At 40.6% G+C, this 14,941-nt stretch carries 16 protein-coding genes and 1 tRNA gene; 5 read left to right on the top strand and 12 right to left on the bottom strand.

The genetic code is table 11. From position 1 onward, the window contains the following. Position 1 precedes the first annotated feature (1 nt). Both CVP05_RS10730 and leuS read right to left on the bottom strand, forming a co-directional pair. Complete coding sequence (locus CVP05_RS10730; RefSeq protein ID WP_100289567.1) at positions 2-490, bottom strand: LPS-assembly lipoprotein LptE; 489 nt, start codon at positions 488-490, stop codon at positions 2-4. Positions 491-666: 176 nt separating this feature from the next. Further along, a complete protein-coding gene (gene leuS, locus CVP05_RS10725; RefSeq protein WP_100289566.1) occupies positions 667-3,267 on the bottom strand; it encodes a leucine--tRNA ligase in 2,601 nt (866 codons plus the stop codon). A gap of 217 nt (positions 3,268-3,484) precedes the next feature. On the opposite strand from leuS, the gene CVP05_RS10720 reads away from it, so the two are divergent. Then, complete coding sequence (locus tag CVP05_RS10720; RefSeq protein WP_100289565.1) at positions 3,485-4,588, top strand: Fic family protein; 1,104 nt, start codon at positions 3,485-3,487, stop codon at positions 4,586-4,588. Positions 4,589-4,604: 16 nt separating this feature from the next. On the opposite strand, the gene CVP05_RS10715 is transcribed toward CVP05_RS10720, so the two are convergent. Then, complete coding sequence (locus CVP05_RS10715) at positions 4,605-5,513, bottom strand: cupin domain-containing protein (protein WP_100289564.1); 909 nt, start codon at positions 5,511-5,513, stop codon at positions 4,605-4,607. Between the two features lie 109 nt (positions 5,514-5,622). On the opposite strand from CVP05_RS10715, the gene CVP05_RS10710 reads away from it, so the two are divergent. From CVP05_RS10710 to rng, 3 genes are all read left to right on the top strand, one after another. Continuing rightward, the gene (locus CVP05_RS10710) at positions 5,623-5,964 is read left to right on the top strand and encodes a carboxymuconolactone decarboxylase family protein (protein WP_100289563.1); all 342 of its coding nucleotides are present in this window, start codon (positions 5,623-5,625) and stop codon (positions 5,962-5,964) included. A gap of 22 nt (positions 5,965-5,986) precedes the next feature. Next, a complete protein-coding gene (locus CVP05_RS10705) occupies positions 5,987-6,343 on the top strand; it encodes a rhodanese-like domain-containing protein (protein ID WP_100289562.1) in 357 nt (118 codons plus the stop codon). A 184-nt stretch (positions 6,344-6,527) separates the two neighbouring features. Then, positions 6,528-8,003: a ribonuclease G gene (gene rng / locus CVP05_RS10700; protein WP_100289561.1), complete on the top strand. Its 1,476-nt coding sequence runs from the start codon at positions 6,528-6,530 to the stop codon at positions 8,001-8,003. Positions 8,004-8,011: 8 nt separating this feature from the next. Here the strand turns inward: rng and rimI are convergent, their stop codons facing one another. Further along, positions 8,012-8,461, bottom strand: coding sequence for a ribosomal protein S18-alanine N-acetyltransferase (gene rimI, locus CVP05_RS10695; RefSeq protein ID WP_100289644.1), 450 nt, complete (start codon positions 8,459-8,461; stop codon positions 8,012-8,014). After that, positions 8,454-8,879 (bottom strand): DNA polymerase III subunit psi, encoded by a 426-nt coding sequence (locus CVP05_RS10690; protein WP_100289560.1) that lies wholly within the window; start codon positions 8,877-8,879, stop codon positions 8,454-8,456. Before CVP05_RS10690 ends, rimI begins: the two co-directional genes overlap by 8 nt. Positions 8,880-9,055: 176 nt before the next feature. On the opposite strand from CVP05_RS10690, the gene rsmC reads away from it, so the two are divergent. Beyond that, a complete protein-coding gene (gene rsmC / locus CVP05_RS10685) occupies positions 9,056-10,057 on the top strand; it encodes a 16S rRNA (guanine(1207)-N(2))-methyltransferase RsmC (RefSeq protein WP_100289559.1) in 1,002 nt (333 codons plus the stop codon). 67 nt (positions 10,058-10,124) lie between these two features. Here rsmC and CVP05_RS10680 read toward each other — a convergent pair. The 7 genes from CVP05_RS10680 to CVP05_RS10650 form a co-directional block, all read right to left on the bottom strand. After that, positions 10,125-10,214: transfer RNA gene (locus tag CVP05_RS10680), tRNA-Ser, on the bottom strand. A gap of 148 nt (positions 10,215-10,362) precedes the next feature. Then, on the bottom strand, positions 10,363-11,730 hold the full coding sequence (locus CVP05_RS10675) for a sodium-dependent transporter (RefSeq protein WP_100289558.1): 1,368 nt from the start codon (positions 11,728-11,730) through the stop codon (positions 10,363-10,365). A gap of 11 nt (positions 11,731-11,741) precedes the next feature. Continuing rightward, complete coding sequence (gene nth, locus CVP05_RS10670; RefSeq protein WP_100289557.1) at positions 11,742-12,377, bottom strand: endonuclease III; 636 nt, start codon at positions 12,375-12,377, stop codon at positions 11,742-11,744. After that, complete coding sequence (locus CVP05_RS10665) at positions 12,374-13,069, bottom strand: electron transport complex subunit E (RefSeq protein WP_100289556.1); 696 nt, start codon at positions 13,067-13,069, stop codon at positions 12,374-12,376. Before CVP05_RS10665 ends, nth begins: the two co-directional genes overlap by 4 nt. Before the next feature lie 13 nt (positions 13,070-13,082). Then, positions 13,083-13,694 carry an electron transport complex subunit RsxG gene (gene rsxG, locus CVP05_RS10660; RefSeq protein WP_100289643.1) on the bottom strand — a complete coding sequence of 204 codons (612 nt, stop codon included), beginning with the start codon at positions 13,692-13,694 and terminating at the stop codon, positions 13,083-13,085. Between the two features lie 4 nt (positions 13,695-13,698). After that, the gene (gene rsxD / locus CVP05_RS10655; RefSeq protein WP_100289555.1) at positions 13,699-14,739 is read right to left on the bottom strand and encodes an electron transport complex subunit RsxD; all 1,041 of its coding nucleotides are present in this window, start codon (positions 14,737-14,739) and stop codon (positions 13,699-13,701) included. A gap of 19 nt (positions 14,740-14,758) precedes the next feature. Continuing rightward, positions 14,759-14,941, bottom strand: a 183-nt coding sequence (locus CVP05_RS10650) for a hypothetical protein (protein WP_133118719.1), incomplete at its 5' end; no start/stop codon positions are given.

Below are 14,941 nucleotides of genomic sequence, written 5' to 3'. Positions count from 1 at the left end.
ATTAGTTTGCTTGATGTTGTACTGCGGCCATTTTTATAATTAACTGACGTGCAGCTTGTTCATACATATCATGCCAAATCACTTCTTTTTCAGTTGATTTTGCGAGTGCTGCGCGAGAGTTATCGAAGAATGTTCGGTTAACCTGCGCACTAATTGCACGAGGCGCTTGATTTGGTAAATGTACGCTAGCTTCCACATTCAATATCAGCAGTTTTTCAGCTTCACGACCTTGTTTAAAGACGGAGACGACTTCTGAGTTCATCGACGTTTTATTTAAACGCAATACCGGAACGTTTTGTTGATTGTCTACGAGGGTAACATTTCGTATTTGCAGTTGACGACGTAATACGCGTGACATATCGCTATAAGGATCGTTACTTTGTAGGGAAATAGTTTGTAATTCTTTAGGTAAAAGCTGTTCATTTTGAAATGAAAAACCACAGGCCGTTAATGTGAAAAGTGCGGTGGTTAAAATGAGTTTTTTTAACATATTGGTTTCCCCAATGTAGGGGGCGTATTGTATATGCCCCAGATTATTGACAAAGTCCGCTTCTTTGGGGCGTATGCGATACGCCCCTACAAAAGAAAATTAAATATCATTAAAATTCAATGGTTTATGTTTTTTAATGTAGGGGCGTATTGCATACGCCCCAAATTTAATAAAAGTTATCCTTCATCAGCAATAAAACGCAAACTAACTAATTTTCCTGGAACATAAATAATACGTTCTTTATCAAGTTCATGATTAATTAGCATATTTTGTACATATGGTGTATTTATTGCAGCTTGTTTAACATCTTCATCATTCATTGTTGCAGGTACTGTTATTTTAGCTCTAACTTTGCCATTAACCTGAATAACTATAAGTTTTTCATCATCAACCATTGCGCTTTCGTCCGCTTGTACCCAAGTTGCGTTGTCGATGGTATCACTGTTACCAAGGGCTTGCCATAATTGGAAACAAATATGCGGAGTGATTGGGTAGAGCATACGCACCACAGCGCTTAAGGCTTCTCCCATTACCGCTTTGTCTTGCTCGCTTTCAAGGCTTGCACGGGTGAGTTTGTTCATCAATTCCATAATCGCAGCAATGGCGGTATTAAAGGTTTGACGGCGACCGATGTCATCGCTCACTTTGGCGATAGTTTTGTGTACATCGCGGCGTAAGGCTTTTTGATCCGCTGAAAGTGCGGTCGGATTTAGCGCAGTTTTTGCCGGATCTTTTTGGTATTCAAACACCAAGTTCCATAAGCGACCTAAGAAGCGTTTTGCCCCTTCCACGCCGGATTCTTGCCATTCTAAAGTCATTTCCGCAGGGGAGGCGAACATCATAAACAAACGCACGGTGTCCGCGCCGTATTTTTCCACCATTTCTTGCGGGTCAATACCGTTGTTTTTGGATTTCGACATTTTGGTCATACCGCTGTGTACAAGCTCGCGACCTTCTGGGTCAAAGGCTTTTACGATACGTCCTTTTTCATCGCGCTCTAAGGTTACTTGCGTTGGGCTGACCCAAATACGCTCGTTGGTTGGGCTGGTGTAATAAAACGCATCCGCCAACACCATACCTTGACATAACAGTTTTTTGGTCGGTTCATCTGAATTCAAAATGCCCGCATCGCGCAATAATTTATGGAAGAAGCGGAAATAGAGTAAGTGCATGGTGGCGTGTTCGATACCGCCGATATATTGATCCACTGGCAACCAATAGTTGGCTTCATCGCTGTCTAGCATTGCATTGTGGGCATTCGGGCTAGTGTAGCGCGCGTAATACCAAGAAGATTCCATAAAGGTATCAAAAGTATCCGTTTCTTTTAATGCCGGCTGACCGTTATAAGTAGTTTTTGCCCAGTTTGGATCTGCTTTGATTGGGCTTTTCACGCCGTCCATCACCACATCTTCAGGCAACACAATCGGTAAATCTTCCATTGGTGCAGGCACTACATCGCCGTTTTCCAAAGTTAACATTGGAATTGGCGCGCCCCAATAACGTTGGCGAGAAACGCCCCAGTCGCGCAAGCGGTAATTCACTTGGCGTTTACCCACGCCCATCGCTTCTAATTTATCCGCAATGCCATTAAAAGTTTTGTCGAAATCTAAACCGTCAAATTCTGCGGAATTCACTGCTACGCCGTGTTCGGTGAAGGCTTGTTTGCTTAAATCGATTTCTTCGCCGTTGGCAGGCGCAACCACTTGTTTAATTGGCAAACCGTACTTGGTTGCGAATTCATAGTCGCGTTGATCGTGCGCAGGTACAGCCATTACCGCACCGGTTCCATAGTGCATTAACACAAAGTTTGCTACCCAAATCGGTACTTCTTCACCGGTAATCGGGTGAATGGCGAATAAGCCTGTGGCCATGCCTTTTTTCTCCATCGTAGCAAGCTCGGCTTCCGCTACTTTGGTATTTTTGCATTCTTGAATAAAGGCGCTCAATGCTGGGTTATTTTGCGCCGCACTTTCTGCTAATGGGTGTACAGCGGCCACTGCCATATAGCTTACGCCATAGAACGTATCTGGGCGAGTGGTGTAAACGGCAACGCTTTCATCGCGATCTTTGATCTTGAAAGTAATTTCTACCCCTTCAGAACGGCCGATCCAGTTGCGTTGCATGGTTTTTACCATTTCTGGCCATTCAGGTAGATTATCTAAACCGCCCAATAATTGCTCGGCATAATCGGTAATTTTAATAAACCATTGTGGAATTTCTTTTTGTTCCACTGGGGTGTCACAACGCCAGCAGCACCCTTCATGTACTTGCTCATTGGCCAACACGGTTTCATCGTTCGGGCACCAATTTACGGTTGAGGTTTTTTTATACACTAAGCCTTTTTTATACAGTTCGGTGAAGAACCATTGTTCCCATTTGTAGTATTCAGGGCGACAAGTAGTCACTTCACGATCCCAGTCATAAGCAAAACCCAGCACTTTCAACTGGTTTTTCATATATTCGATATTTTCGTATGTCCATTTCGCAGGGGCGGTATTGTTTTTAATCGCCGCGCCTTCTGCCGGCAAGCCGAATGCGTCCCAACCCATTGGTTGTAATACATTTTTGCCGTTCATACGTTGATAGCGGGAAACCACATCTCCAATGGTGTAGTTACGCACGTGTCCCATATGCAAACGCCCAGATGGGTATGGCAACATTGAAAGACAATAATATTTTTCTTTTGAGGTATCTTTGATGGCTTTGAAAGTTTTGTTTTCAGCCCAATGTTGTTGCACTTCAGGCTCAATCAAATCGGGACGGTATTGCTCTTGCATTGTGTATAACCTTAAAAAAATTTTTGGAAAAATAACCGCACTTTAGGCGGTAAATTGATACTGTAAAATGTCTGATAGAATAGCGTAAAACAAGGAAAATTAACAGTAATTTGTTTATGGTTAAAAAACAATGGGCCGAATAAAATGTATATTCGGCTCTTGATGTGAGCTGAATAAGGCGTATAATCGGCTCATGGGGATATAGTCGGTAAAAAATATGAACGAAAAATATATTTGGCAACAGAAAAATTGGACGGCATTTCAATGGGATAACACACAACTTGCGGATAAACTTCGTCGCTGCTGGAAATTATTAGGGGAGTTAATCGGGCAGACGGAAAAGGAAGATGACAACGTATTGGATGTGCTATTAAGTAATATCATTCATTCTTCTGCTATTGAAGGCGAACAATTAAATGGGCAGGCAGTGCGTTCTTCGTTGGCAAAGCGATTGGGCATTTCTTTGGCACAGCCTTATCCTGTATCCGAGCGTTCTGAAGGGGTGGCGAATATCCTTTTTGATGCGTTGGAAAACAGACAACATCCCTTGACTCTATCTCGTTTATTGCAATGGCATGAATGGCTGTTTCCTACGCAGGGGTTGCAACTGGTGCGAGTGGGGGCATTACGGGGCAATGAACCTATGCAAGTGGTTTCAGGGCGGATTGATCGCCCTACCGTTCACTTTGAAGCCCCACCGAGAGAAATATTGGAAAATGAGTTGGATCGCTTTATTCATTGGTTTAACCAAAGTCGGCATGATGTTGAGCTTGACCCTTTGTTGCGAGCCGGTATTTGTCATCTGTGGTTACTTACACTGCACCCTTTTGATGACGGTAACGGGCGACTTACTCGAGCCTTAACGGATATGGCATTGGCACAAGCGGAGCAACAAAGCGTGCGGCTTTACAGTATTTCCAGTGCGATTTTTCATCAGCGTAATCGCTATTATCAAATGCTGGAAACCGCACAAAAAGGCGAACGAGATATTACCCTATGGCTAAATTATTTCTTAGATTTGCTAACGGAAGCCGTGTTGCAAAGTTTGCATAAAATTCGAGCTACAATCAAAAGAACACAATTTTGGGTAAAAAATGCTCATTTGGATTTAGCTGAAGGACAGAAAAAAGTGCTTAATCGCCTGTTGGAAAGTGGTGAAAATAATTTTGAGCATGGCATCAATGCTTCACAATACCAAAAAGTAGCGAAAGTCAGCAAAGCCACCGCAACTCGACATTTAGCGGATTTAACCGCAAAAGAATTGCTTATCCGTTCCGATTCGGGCGGGCGTAGCACCAGATATGTGATCAACACGCCTTAATTTGCACAAAGTGCGGTTAATTTTGTAGGCGTTTTTGTTTGCGATAAACACTGGGTTGCACACCGTAATATCGTTTGAAGGCTTTGCCAAAATGGGTTTCCGATTGAAAGCCGGTGGCAAGGGCGATATTGAGAATACTGTCAGCACTGCGGTTAAGCAACATGGCCGCTTTTTGCAAGCGTTGTTTCATCACGAAAGCATGAGGGCTGATGGCGATTTTTTGTTTAAATAGTCTCATTAGCTGGGCTCTCGATATATGGGCAATATCAGTCATTCTTTTGACCGACCAATTTTCTTGGGGAGTCGCTACGATTTGCTGAATTAACACGCGAAGTCGCTTATCTTGCCAACCGTTTAATGTACCAGTTAGTTCATGATTTTCCTGGGCTAAATAAGCTCTAATGAGCTTGACCAATAACACATTGGCAAGGGCATCAATTACGCTGCGAGAACCGGTTAAAAATCGCTGGCTTTCGCTCGTCAGTAATTGCAATAAAGGCGAAAGTTGCGATTGTGTAATATGCAAAAATAACATGTGAGGCAAATTAAAAATCAGTTCAGCATGAGGGTCATAATGAAAAGTGGCACAAAACAGGCTTAACTCCCTTTCCCCTTGCCCGGTATGTTTAAATTGAAATGCTCCTGATTGTGTTTCCTGCACCGCGACATTCAGGTTTTCACAGGCAAGGTTATGGCTGAAAACATGTTCTTCGCAACGTGGAAAAAATATAATATCTCCCGCTTGCATTAGGCGGGGTGGTTCATTCGCTATTTTCACATAGCCTTTGCCGCTTGTCACAATATGCACAATACCTTGATTTTTCTGTGATTTATGTTCAACAAACCATTGTCCTTGAAATTGACATTGAATATTAATGGTGCCGCTGATTTGTGCTGTTTGAATAAGATTATCTAGAATATCCATTATTTTGCCGAAAATATGAGATGATTTGATGATTATACCTGAAAATTTAGTGTAATAATATGCCTGCTTTGAGTTGTTTTATCATTTTAATCTTATTAAGGATATTTTTATGAGCCAGTTTGAAAATTGGAAAGAGCATACCGCTCATGTTAAAAAATCATTCGGTGCATTAGGTCAAAAACACCCTAAAATGTTAGAAGCCTACGGTGCATTAAATAAAGCGGCTGCAGCTGAAGCACTCGATACGAAAACCCGCGAATTAATTGCTATTGCTGTGGCGGTAACGACTCGTTGTGAAAGTTGTATTAGTGTTCATGCAGAAGCCGCCGCGAAAGCAGGGGCAACAGAGAGCGAAATTGCAGGCGCATTGGCTACAGCAATCGCCTTAAATGCAGGTGCAGCTTATACTTATGCTTTGCGTGCAATGGAAGCTATCGAGGCACAACGTTAATGCCAAATTAGAGGGAATGGAAATGAAGAAAATCGTATTAATTTTGCTGAGTTTAGGAATTGCCATGCCGATTTTAGCGCAAACCGATACGCAAAACGCAGCGCAAGTGCAAATACAAAAAGCGGCAGGCGTATGGATTGATGTGCGTAGTGAGGAAGAGTTTAATGCAGGGCATTTGCAAGATGCAGTGAATGTACCTCACGAACAAATCGAGGCGGAAATCAGTCGTATTGAACCTAATAAAGATGCACCGATTAATCTTTATTGTCGTTCAGGGCGACGTGCTGAGTCTGCTATGAATGTGTTAAAGCATTTAGGCTATACCAATGTGACTAATCATGGTGGTTATGAAGATCTAAAAAAACAAGGGCTACGATAATTCTCTTTTGTTCATTTACTGTTGAAAGTGCGGTGGAATATGAAAAAGTTTTTTCAGTTTAACCGCACTTTTTTTATTTGTGTTTTAAGATTTTGAGCTGGCTCATATTTTTATTTGATTTAACTAGGATTATGTTTGTCTTTTCGTTAGACTAAGCAAAAATTTTGCTATTTAGGTAAATGGAATGAGTAGTGTTGAATTATTGGTGAATGTAACGCCTAGCGAAACTCGTATTGCATTAGTGGATACTGGGGTGTTAAAGGAAGTTCATATTGAACGAGAAGCCAAACGAGGTATTGTTGGTAATATTTATAAAGGCCGTGTAACGCGTGTGCTACCTGGTATGCAGTCAGCATTTGTAGATATTGGGCTAGAAAAAGCCGCTTTTTTGCACGCTTCAGACATTGTTTCACATACTGAATGCGTAGATGAAAATGAAAAAAAGCAATTTGTGGTGAAAGACATTGCGGAGTTAGTGCGCGAAGGACAGGATATTGTGGTGCAAGTGGTCAAAGATCCGCTGGGTACAAAAGGCGCTCGATTGACTACGGATATTACATTGCCATCGCGTTATTTGGTCTTTATGCCTGAAAATAGTCATGTGGGCGTTTCGCAGCGTATAGATAGCGAAGAAGAACGCGCGCGCTTAAAAGAATTGGTGCTGCCTTATTGCGATGAGTTGGGTGGCTTTATTATTCGTACTGCTTCTGAGGGCGTGAGTGAGGAAGAGTTGCGCCAAGATGCGGAGTTTTTAAAACGCTTATGGCGTAAAGTATTAGAGAGACGTACAAAATATCCTACAAAGTCTATGTTATATGGCGAGCTAAAGTTGGCACAACGTGTATTGCGTGATTTTATTGGCGCCTCTTTGGATGTCATTCGCATTGATTCTAAATTGAGTTTTTCTGAGGTAAAACAGTTTGCGGAAGAATTTATGCCAGAGTTGGTCGATCGTTTGGTATTGTATTCGGGTAATCAGCCTTTATTTGATATGTATGGCGTGGAGCGCGGGATCCAACAAGCGTTAGAAAATCGCGTGAATTTAAAATCAGGTGGTTATTTGATTATTGAACAAACCGAAGCCATGACAACGATTGATATTAACACTGGGGCATTCGTAGGACATCGTAATCTAGAGGAAACCATTTTTAATACCAATATCGAAGCCACACAAGCAATTGCGCAACAATTACAGCTACGCAATCTTGGTGGGATAATTATCATTGATTTTATTGATATGCAAACAGATGAGCATCGTAATAGAGTGATTCAATCTTTGGAAGAGGCATTATCAAAAGATCGTGTAAAAACCAATGTAAATGGTTTTACTCAGCTCGGTTTAGTGGAAATGACACGTAAGCGTACACGGGAGAGTTTGGAGCATGTATTATGCGGAGAGTGTCCAGCCTGTAAAGGACGAGGCCGATTGAAAACGGTGGAAACGGTTTGCTATGAAATAATGCGGGAGATTATTCGGGTACATCATTTGTATTCAAGCGAACAATTTGTTGTGTATGCTTCACGTGCAGTGGCTGAATACATTATTAATGAAGAATCTCATGGCTTACTTGCGGAATTGGAAGTCTTTATCGGTAAACAAGTTCAGATTAAAACTGAAGTGTTTTATCATCAAGATCAATTTGATGTTGTGGTGATGTAATTATTGATTTATAGATACAACGCCATAACGACCGCATTTTCTCGCCCTCCATCGGATTTCGGGTAGTAATTTTTGCGAATATCAACTTCATTAAAGCCCAGTGTTGAGTACAAACATTGGGCTTTTTGATTCGATTGACGAACCTCTAACCATAATGTTGTGATGTTTTTTTCTCTTAATGTATTGATGAGCGTTTGTAATAAATATTTACCGAAACCTTGTCCTTGAGATTGGGGCGCAATGGCAATATTAAATAAGGTTGCTTCATCTAAGACTAGCTGACAAATCGCGAAGCCAACGATTTGATTTTGTTGAACTAATTTGAGGTTAAAGTAACGCTCGCCTTGATTGTTTTTTAATGTACCCATTGTCCAAGGGGTCTCATGAGCGGCTTGTTCAATTTGATAGAGCGCATCAAAATCGTCGGGATTAACGGGTAAGATATGAATATTATGCATCATAGTCAGATAAAGAATGATAAATTTGTTGCCATAAAGCTCGCTTGGCTTGTGGATCTTGTTGGAAATCCGCCCAGTCAGGAGACTGCCAAATAGCGGTTGAATTATGACAGAAACGTAAGGTGCTGTCGATTTGTTCGGAGTTATTACTGAGTAGCCAATAAGCGAGTGGGTTTGTGGTGGTAAGGTGTTGTGCTTGAGAAAAATCAAGGCATAAACATTCGTCTGTGTGAATATTTAACGCGTGTAAAATATCTTGAAAAAGCACCGCACTTTTATTCAAAGCGTGTTCACTAATCACAATGATACGGGTATTTTCCGCCACAGAGACTTGTACCGCGCCTTTTAATACTTCCGGTTTGCGTAGTTGCCATTGGGTGATGCCCATTTGTTGTAATAAAAGATCTTGTCTTGTCATTGCCATCGTTGATTAGTTATTGGTTCAAGCTATTTTAGCGAATTTTCTATAAGATGAATAGGGATTTAGTCGGTTGATCTTTTAGAGGGATAGGGATAGAATTGAACGCTCTTTTTGAATAAAAGCCTGTGCATTTGTGCAGGTTTTTTCTTGTCTAATATCATTAAGGAAGCCAAATGCTCTCACTTGAAAGCGAAGTTTTACAACGTCATTTGCCCTTTTTTACGCATAAATCCGTTTTATTTGCAGGGGGAATTAATGATGATTTTCCTGTGCAAGTTGCACAAATGGCAAAGTCAGTGACAACCTGGTCTTGTTATTTTGATTATGTTAATGATGTGCAAAATAAAAGTACGGTGCATTTTGGAATAGAATGTCAGTTACAGGCCGATCTCATCGTTTATTATTGGACGAAGAATAAAGGAGAAGTGGTTTTTCACTTGCTGCAATTACTGGCACAAAGTCAGCCTGGACAAGAGCTTCTGATTATTGGCGAAAATCGTTGTGGCGTGCGCTCAGTAGAAAAAATACTTGCGCCTTATGGCGAAGTAGCCAAAATTGACTCCGCTCGTCGTTGTGGCTTGTATCATTTTTGTTTGAAAAAACGACCGCACTTTGCTTTGCAAGAGTATTGGCAATGTTATGAAAACCCTCAATTAGGTGAGCTAAAAGTGTGGAGCTTACCGGGCGTTTTTAGTGCAACAGAATTGGATATGGGGACGGCATTATTACTGAGTACGTTGGACAAACCCATTCGAGGTAAAGTGTTAGATGTCGGGTGTGGCGCTGGAGTGGTGGGCGCAACGATTGCACAACACAATCCTAAAGCCAATGTGACTTTAGTGGATATTCATGCTATGGCATTAGCTTCAGCAAAACGCACTTTGCAAGAAAACCAGTTAAGTGGCAATGTGATAGCAAGCGATGTGTTTTCTCATGTTTCAGATAAATTTGATTTAATTATTTCTAATCCACCTTTTCATAATGGTATTGATACGGCATTTCAAGTGGTACAAAATTTGATTGAAGGCGCAAAATGGCGTTTAAATCAGGGAGGGGAATTACGTATTGTAGCAAATGCATTTTTAGCTTACCCCGATTTACTTGATCGTTATTTTGGACACCATGAAGTATTAGCGAAAACAGGAAAATTTAAAGTATATTCTGTGCGAAATTAATGAAATGGGTAAATACTGAGTAGAAGCGAGTGAGCAGGTAAATAGCGAGGATTTTATTGAGATAAAATGGCGGAGGAAGTGAGATTCGAACTCACGGAGGGCGTAAACCCTCGCCGGTTTTCAAGACCGGTGCCTTCAACCACTCGACCATTCCTCCGTGATTTAAGCGGTGTGAATAATACGGATTTTGTTATGTGAAGTCAAGGGATTATTGGTGTAATGGGTGAAAATGTAGGTTAACGCTTATACTCTAAGGCGTTAACCCACTTTTTAAATGATTATTTCACGATATTGCAAGGAAAATATCACACCAAGTTACTGATAAAAATTATAATAATAATCAACGGTACGATAAATTTAACGTAATTAAACCATATTGTAGTAAATAAGAAGTTGGGGGTAGGGGAAAGTTCTTTTTTTGCATCTTCTTTCAGTACAAAGCCTACAAAAATCGCACAACCTAATGCGGTTAATAAGAAGAGAATGTTACCACTGATATAATCAAACGCATCGAAAATACTCTTATTCAAAAAAGTGATGTTTTTCCAAACGTTATCTCCCAAAATTGCAGGAATATTACCGAAGATAAAAATGCCACCTAAGGTAATAAAAATAGCTTTACTACGACGCATGCGGCGTTTTTCTTGTAGCGCTGTGATCATCACTTCATAAATCGTTAGTGAAGTTGTGAGAGCGGCAATTAATAATAATCCAAAGAATACGATTGCAAAAAATTTCCCTGCCCACAGATGAGAAAATACGATAGGTAAACTCTGGAAAACCAATGTCGGGCCGGCATTAGGCGATATGCCAAAGCTAAATAAAGAAGGAAAGATCATAAAACCGGCGAGAACGGCAATAATGGTATTCGTAAAACCGGTAATAACAGCAGTTTGGATCAGGTTCTCTTCTTTGTTTAAGTAACTGGATAATGTGATGAGTACACCAAATCCTAGACTGAGGGCAAAAAATACCTGACCTAACACCATAATAAAGAGTTGTGGTGTGATTTTAGAAAAATCAGGTTTTAGATAGTAAATAATCCCTTCCATAGCACCAGGTAAGGTGACATTTCGGATAACCATACCGATTAAAAAAATAAACAGCAAAGGCATTAAGTATTTTACCGCACGCTCAATCCCACCTATGATGCCTTTTGCCAAAATGATATAGTTGATAATGACAAATAAAAAGGTATAGAGCGTGATTTGTAAGGGGCTATCACTGATACTGGTTTGATAAAAACTTTGTGCGATTTCTTTCGTAATTGGGTGAGAAATGTCTAAATTATTGGTCGTTAAATTAATAATATAGCTGATAACCCATCCGCCAAGCACCATATAATAGGCCATAATGCCAAATGCGCCGATAAGTCCCATATAGCCAATAATTTTCCAGTGTTTTGATATGGATTTATCTTGTAATTTATCACCAAATGCATCAATAGCGTTGACACGCAAACGGCGCCCAATGACATTTTCGACTAAGATCATCGGGATACCAATAAGGAGCATAGCTAGGCAAAATAGTAATACATAAGCCCCGCCACCATTTTCTCCTACTAGATAGGGGAAACGCCAAGTCGCACCGAAACCAACGGTAGCGCCGGCAACGGTCATAATATAAGTCAGTTTGCTTGACCAAGTTTGTCGTTCTGTTGTTTTAGTTGTCATGTATATCTCATTTATATTTCAGTTTTTTCTTTGTATTCACAAAGATCCTCAATAATACAAGCTCCGCAGCGAGGTTTTCTTGCAATGCAAGTATAACGTCCGTGTAAAATTAACCAATGATGAACGTCGATTTTAAATTCATCAGGTACAACTTTAAGTAATTTTTCTTCTACTTTCACGACATCTTTACCTGGTGCAAAACCGGTACGATTCGCTACACGGAAAATGTGGGTATCCACAGCGATAGTCGGGTGACCGAATGCTGTATTTAGCACAACATTAGCGGTTTTGCGCCCAACACCGGCAAGCGCTTCTAGTGCTTCACGATTTTCCGGCACTTCACCATGATGCTTTTCTAATAAAGTGCGGCAAGTTTTAATAATATTTTCTGCTTTGCTATTGTATAAGCCGATAGTTTTGATGTATTCCTTTAAACCGTCTAACCCCAAATCTAGGATAGCTTGCGGTGTATTGGCAACAGGAAATAATTTATCTGTTGCTTTGTTAACGCCTTTATCAGTAGCTTGAGCAGAGAGAATAACTGCGATTAACAATTCAAAAGGAGAGTTAAAATGCAGTTCAGTTGTCGGATGTGGATTATTAGCTCGTAAGCGTGTTAGGATTTCAACCCGTTTTTCTTTATTCATTTTTTATCAATGATATTTTTAATTGCTAATAGTAGCCCTAAGCCAAGAAAGGCGCCGGGAGGTAAAATGGCTAGTAAAAAACTACTTTCTGTTTTGAAAACATGCACAGTTAAGTGACTTGCCCATTGACCGAATAAATTTTCAATGCCAACGAATAGTGTGCCATTGCCTAAAATTTCACGTAATGCACCTAATAAAAGCAGGCTAAATGCCATTCCTAATCCCATAGCAAAACCATCAAATGCGGATTTTGCGATATTATTTTTAGAGGCAAAAGCTTCTGCACGACCAATTACAATACAATTTGTGACAATTAAAGGAATAAAAATCCCAAGTGATTGATAGAGTGTATAGGTGTAAGCATTCATTAACAGCTGCACAAAGGTCACTGTTGTGGCAATAATCATGACATAGATAGGAATGCGGATTTCATGAGGAATTTTTTTACGAAAAATAGAAACGACGGTATTTGTACATGTCAGCACCAGTAAAGTGGCTAATCCTAACCCAAGCGCGTTGGTAGCTGTATTTGATACCGCTAATAAAGGGCACAAACCTAAAAGTTGAACTAACGCAGAATTATTTTTCCATAACCCTTGCCACAAGAGTTCTTTCCAAATAGAGGGCGCTTTTTCTTGTTCTTGGACATTTTCCACCGTGTTTTCAGCTAGGCTATCAAGTGTATTATTCATATTTTATTCCAGTTTAAGGGCATGGTACCAATTCAAGATTGTGATCAAGTTTTTCTAATAAATTGAGTGAAGCGCGTTTAACTTGGTTAACAACAGCGCGTGGCGTAATGGTTGCTCCTGCAAATTGATCGAATTTTCCACCATCTTTTTTTACAGCCCAATCTTGTAAATTATCAGAATGCAGAAATTGGTGGGTAAAACTTAGGATCCAATCTGAAATACGCGTTTCAATTTTATCACCTAATCCGGGCGTTTCATGGTGTTCAAGAGTACGCACACCTAGAATTTCACCTTTTGGTGTTAAACCTACAAGCAAGCGTATATCACCAGAATAGCCATCAGGCGCCGTTGTCTCAAAAGCATAGGCGGTGAGATTGCCGGCTAATGTGGCTCGGTATAGCTTGTTGATACCAGTTAAGTGACTTGGTGGCAGGCTACAGCTTGCGAGTAAGTCGTTATCAAAATAAGATTGAGGTACTACTTGTAATAATAGTTCTTTTTGCTGGTTATCAATCGCGTGTTGAATACGGTCTTTAGTGAGAAAATATACACCACTAGAGGCAGTAGCACAAATCAGTGCCACAAATGCCAAGATAAAAGCATAGCGTAAGGTGATAGATTTCATAATTTTACCGTCCATAAACTCTTGGGCGAGTGTAGTGATCAATCAAGGGTACGCCAATATTACTCAATAAAATAGCGAATGCGATACCGTCGGGATAATTTCCATAAAAACGAATAATATAGACTAAACTTCCGACTAATATACCAAAGACGATCTTACCTTTAATGGTAATGGAAGCTGTAACAGGATCGGTTGCAATGAAGAACGCGCCAATCATCATTGCTCCACTAAATAAGTGTGTCCAAGGTGATAGAAACTGTTCTGGTGCAATAATCCATGTGATTGTTGCAAGCAAGCCGAATGCGCTTAGCATTGCAACCGGAATTTGCCAGTGAATCACTTTTTTCCAAATTAAAAATATGCCTCCTAATAAAAAGGCGAGATTCACTTGCCACCAGCCTAATCCACCAAAAGGTGTAAAGATAGGTGTCGCAGTCACATGAGTAAGTGCGGTATTTTTTAGCCCTGTTTTTGCAGCATCAAGAGGTGTCGCTTGTGTGATACCATCAATGCTATTAACGAGTTGTAATAGGCTGAAACCATCGGTCGTGTGATTTTGAAAAATGAGATATAAGCTATCGGTAAAACTTGGTGGCTCGTGTAGTAATGATAATGGTGGTAGCCAAGTTGTCATTTGTAATGGAAAAGCGATGAGTAAGACAACATAACCTATCATCGCGGGATTAAATAGGTTTTGGCCTAATCCACCATAAACGTGCTTTCCAAGAATAACTGCGCAAAATGTACCGATTAATATGACCCAGTAAGGGGCATAAGGCGGAATAGCAACTGCGAGAATGAGCGCCGTGACGACAACGCTAAAATCTGAAAGATAGAACATCGTGGTTTTTTTACGTAATAAGGTCACACACCATTCTAAGAAAATAGCAAAACCGACGGCTAGTAATATTTGGATTAATGAACCATAGCCGAAGTAAAACCATTGCACTAGAATAGCGGGACACATGGCAAATACCACCCAAAGCATCACTTGGGCAGTAAGTTTGCCCGAATGCGTATGAGGGGAGCTGATCATTCTAAACATGGTTTATCTCTCTTATTTTTTATTCTGCTTTTGATTGTTGTTGTGCAGCTTTCTTAGCTTTCGCACGTGCAATTGCGGCAGCAACTGCAGCTTTTTTCGGATCCCCAATTTCTTCTGTTTTTTCCACCGCACTTTCTGCTGCGTGGGCGGTGTCGCCTGCAATAGACAGAGATTGTTGGGCAGCTTTCTTGGCTTTCGCACG

Origin of the sequence: Conservatibacter flavescens (assembly GCF_002795425.1) — a bacterium.
Lineage (GTDB): Bacteria > Pseudomonadota > Gammaproteobacteria > Enterobacterales > Pasteurellaceae > Conservatibacter > Conservatibacter flavescens.
The sequence above is the reverse complement of the archived record's forward strand: the minus strand, read 5'-3'. Positions and strand labels throughout refer to the sequence as shown.

Excerpts from the sequence above, each read along its gene's own strand:
- CVP05_RS10730 (WP_100289567.1), bottom strand. The coding sequence starts at position 490 with ATGTTAAAAAAACTCATTTTAACCACCGCACTTTTCACATTAACGGCC.
- leuS (WP_100289566.1), bottom strand. The coding sequence starts at position 3,267 with ATGCAAGAGCAATACCGTCCCGATTTGATTGAGCCTGAAGTGCAACAA.
- CVP05_RS10720 (WP_100289565.1), top strand. The coding sequence starts at position 3,485 with ATGAACGAAAAATATATTTGGCAACAGAAAAATTGGACGGCATTTCAA.
- CVP05_RS10715 (WP_100289564.1), bottom strand. The coding sequence starts at position 5,513 with ATGGATATTCTAGATAATCTTATTCAAACAGCACAAATCAGCGGCACC.
- CVP05_RS10710 (WP_100289563.1), top strand. The coding sequence starts at position 5,623 with ATGAGCCAGTTTGAAAATTGGAAAGAGCATACCGCTCATGTTAAAAAA.
- CVP05_RS10705 (WP_100289562.1), top strand. The coding sequence starts at position 5,987 with ATGAAGAAAATCGTATTAATTTTGCTGAGTTTAGGAATTGCCATGCCG.
- rng (WP_100289561.1), top strand. The coding sequence starts at position 6,528 with ATGAGTAGTGTTGAATTATTGGTGAATGTAACGCCTAGCGAAACTCGT.
- rimI (WP_100289644.1), bottom strand. The coding sequence starts at position 8,461 with ATGCATAATATTCATATCTTACCCGTTAATCCCGACGATTTTGATGCG.
- CVP05_RS10690 (WP_100289560.1), bottom strand. The coding sequence starts at position 8,879 with ATGACAAGACAAGATCTTTTATTACAACAAATGGGCATCACCCAATGG.
- rsmC (WP_100289559.1), top strand. The coding sequence starts at position 9,056 with ATGCTCTCACTTGAAAGCGAAGTTTTACAACGTCATTTGCCCTTTTTT.
- CVP05_RS10675 (WP_100289558.1), bottom strand. The coding sequence starts at position 11,730 with ATGACAACTAAAACAACAGAACGACAAACTTGGTCAAGCAAACTGACT.
- nth (WP_100289557.1), bottom strand. The coding sequence starts at position 12,377 with ATGAATAAAGAAAAACGGGTTGAAATCCTAACACGCTTACGAGCTAAT.
- CVP05_RS10665 (WP_100289556.1), bottom strand. The coding sequence starts at position 13,069 with ATGAATAATACACTTGATAGCCTAGCTGAAAACACGGTGGAAAATGTC.
- rsxG (WP_100289643.1), bottom strand. The coding sequence starts at position 13,694 with ATGAAATCTATCACCTTACGCTATGCTTTTATCTTGGCATTTGTGGCA.
- rsxD (WP_100289555.1), bottom strand. The coding sequence starts at position 14,739 with ATGTTTAGAATGATCAGCTCCCCTCATACGCATTCGGGCAAACTTACT.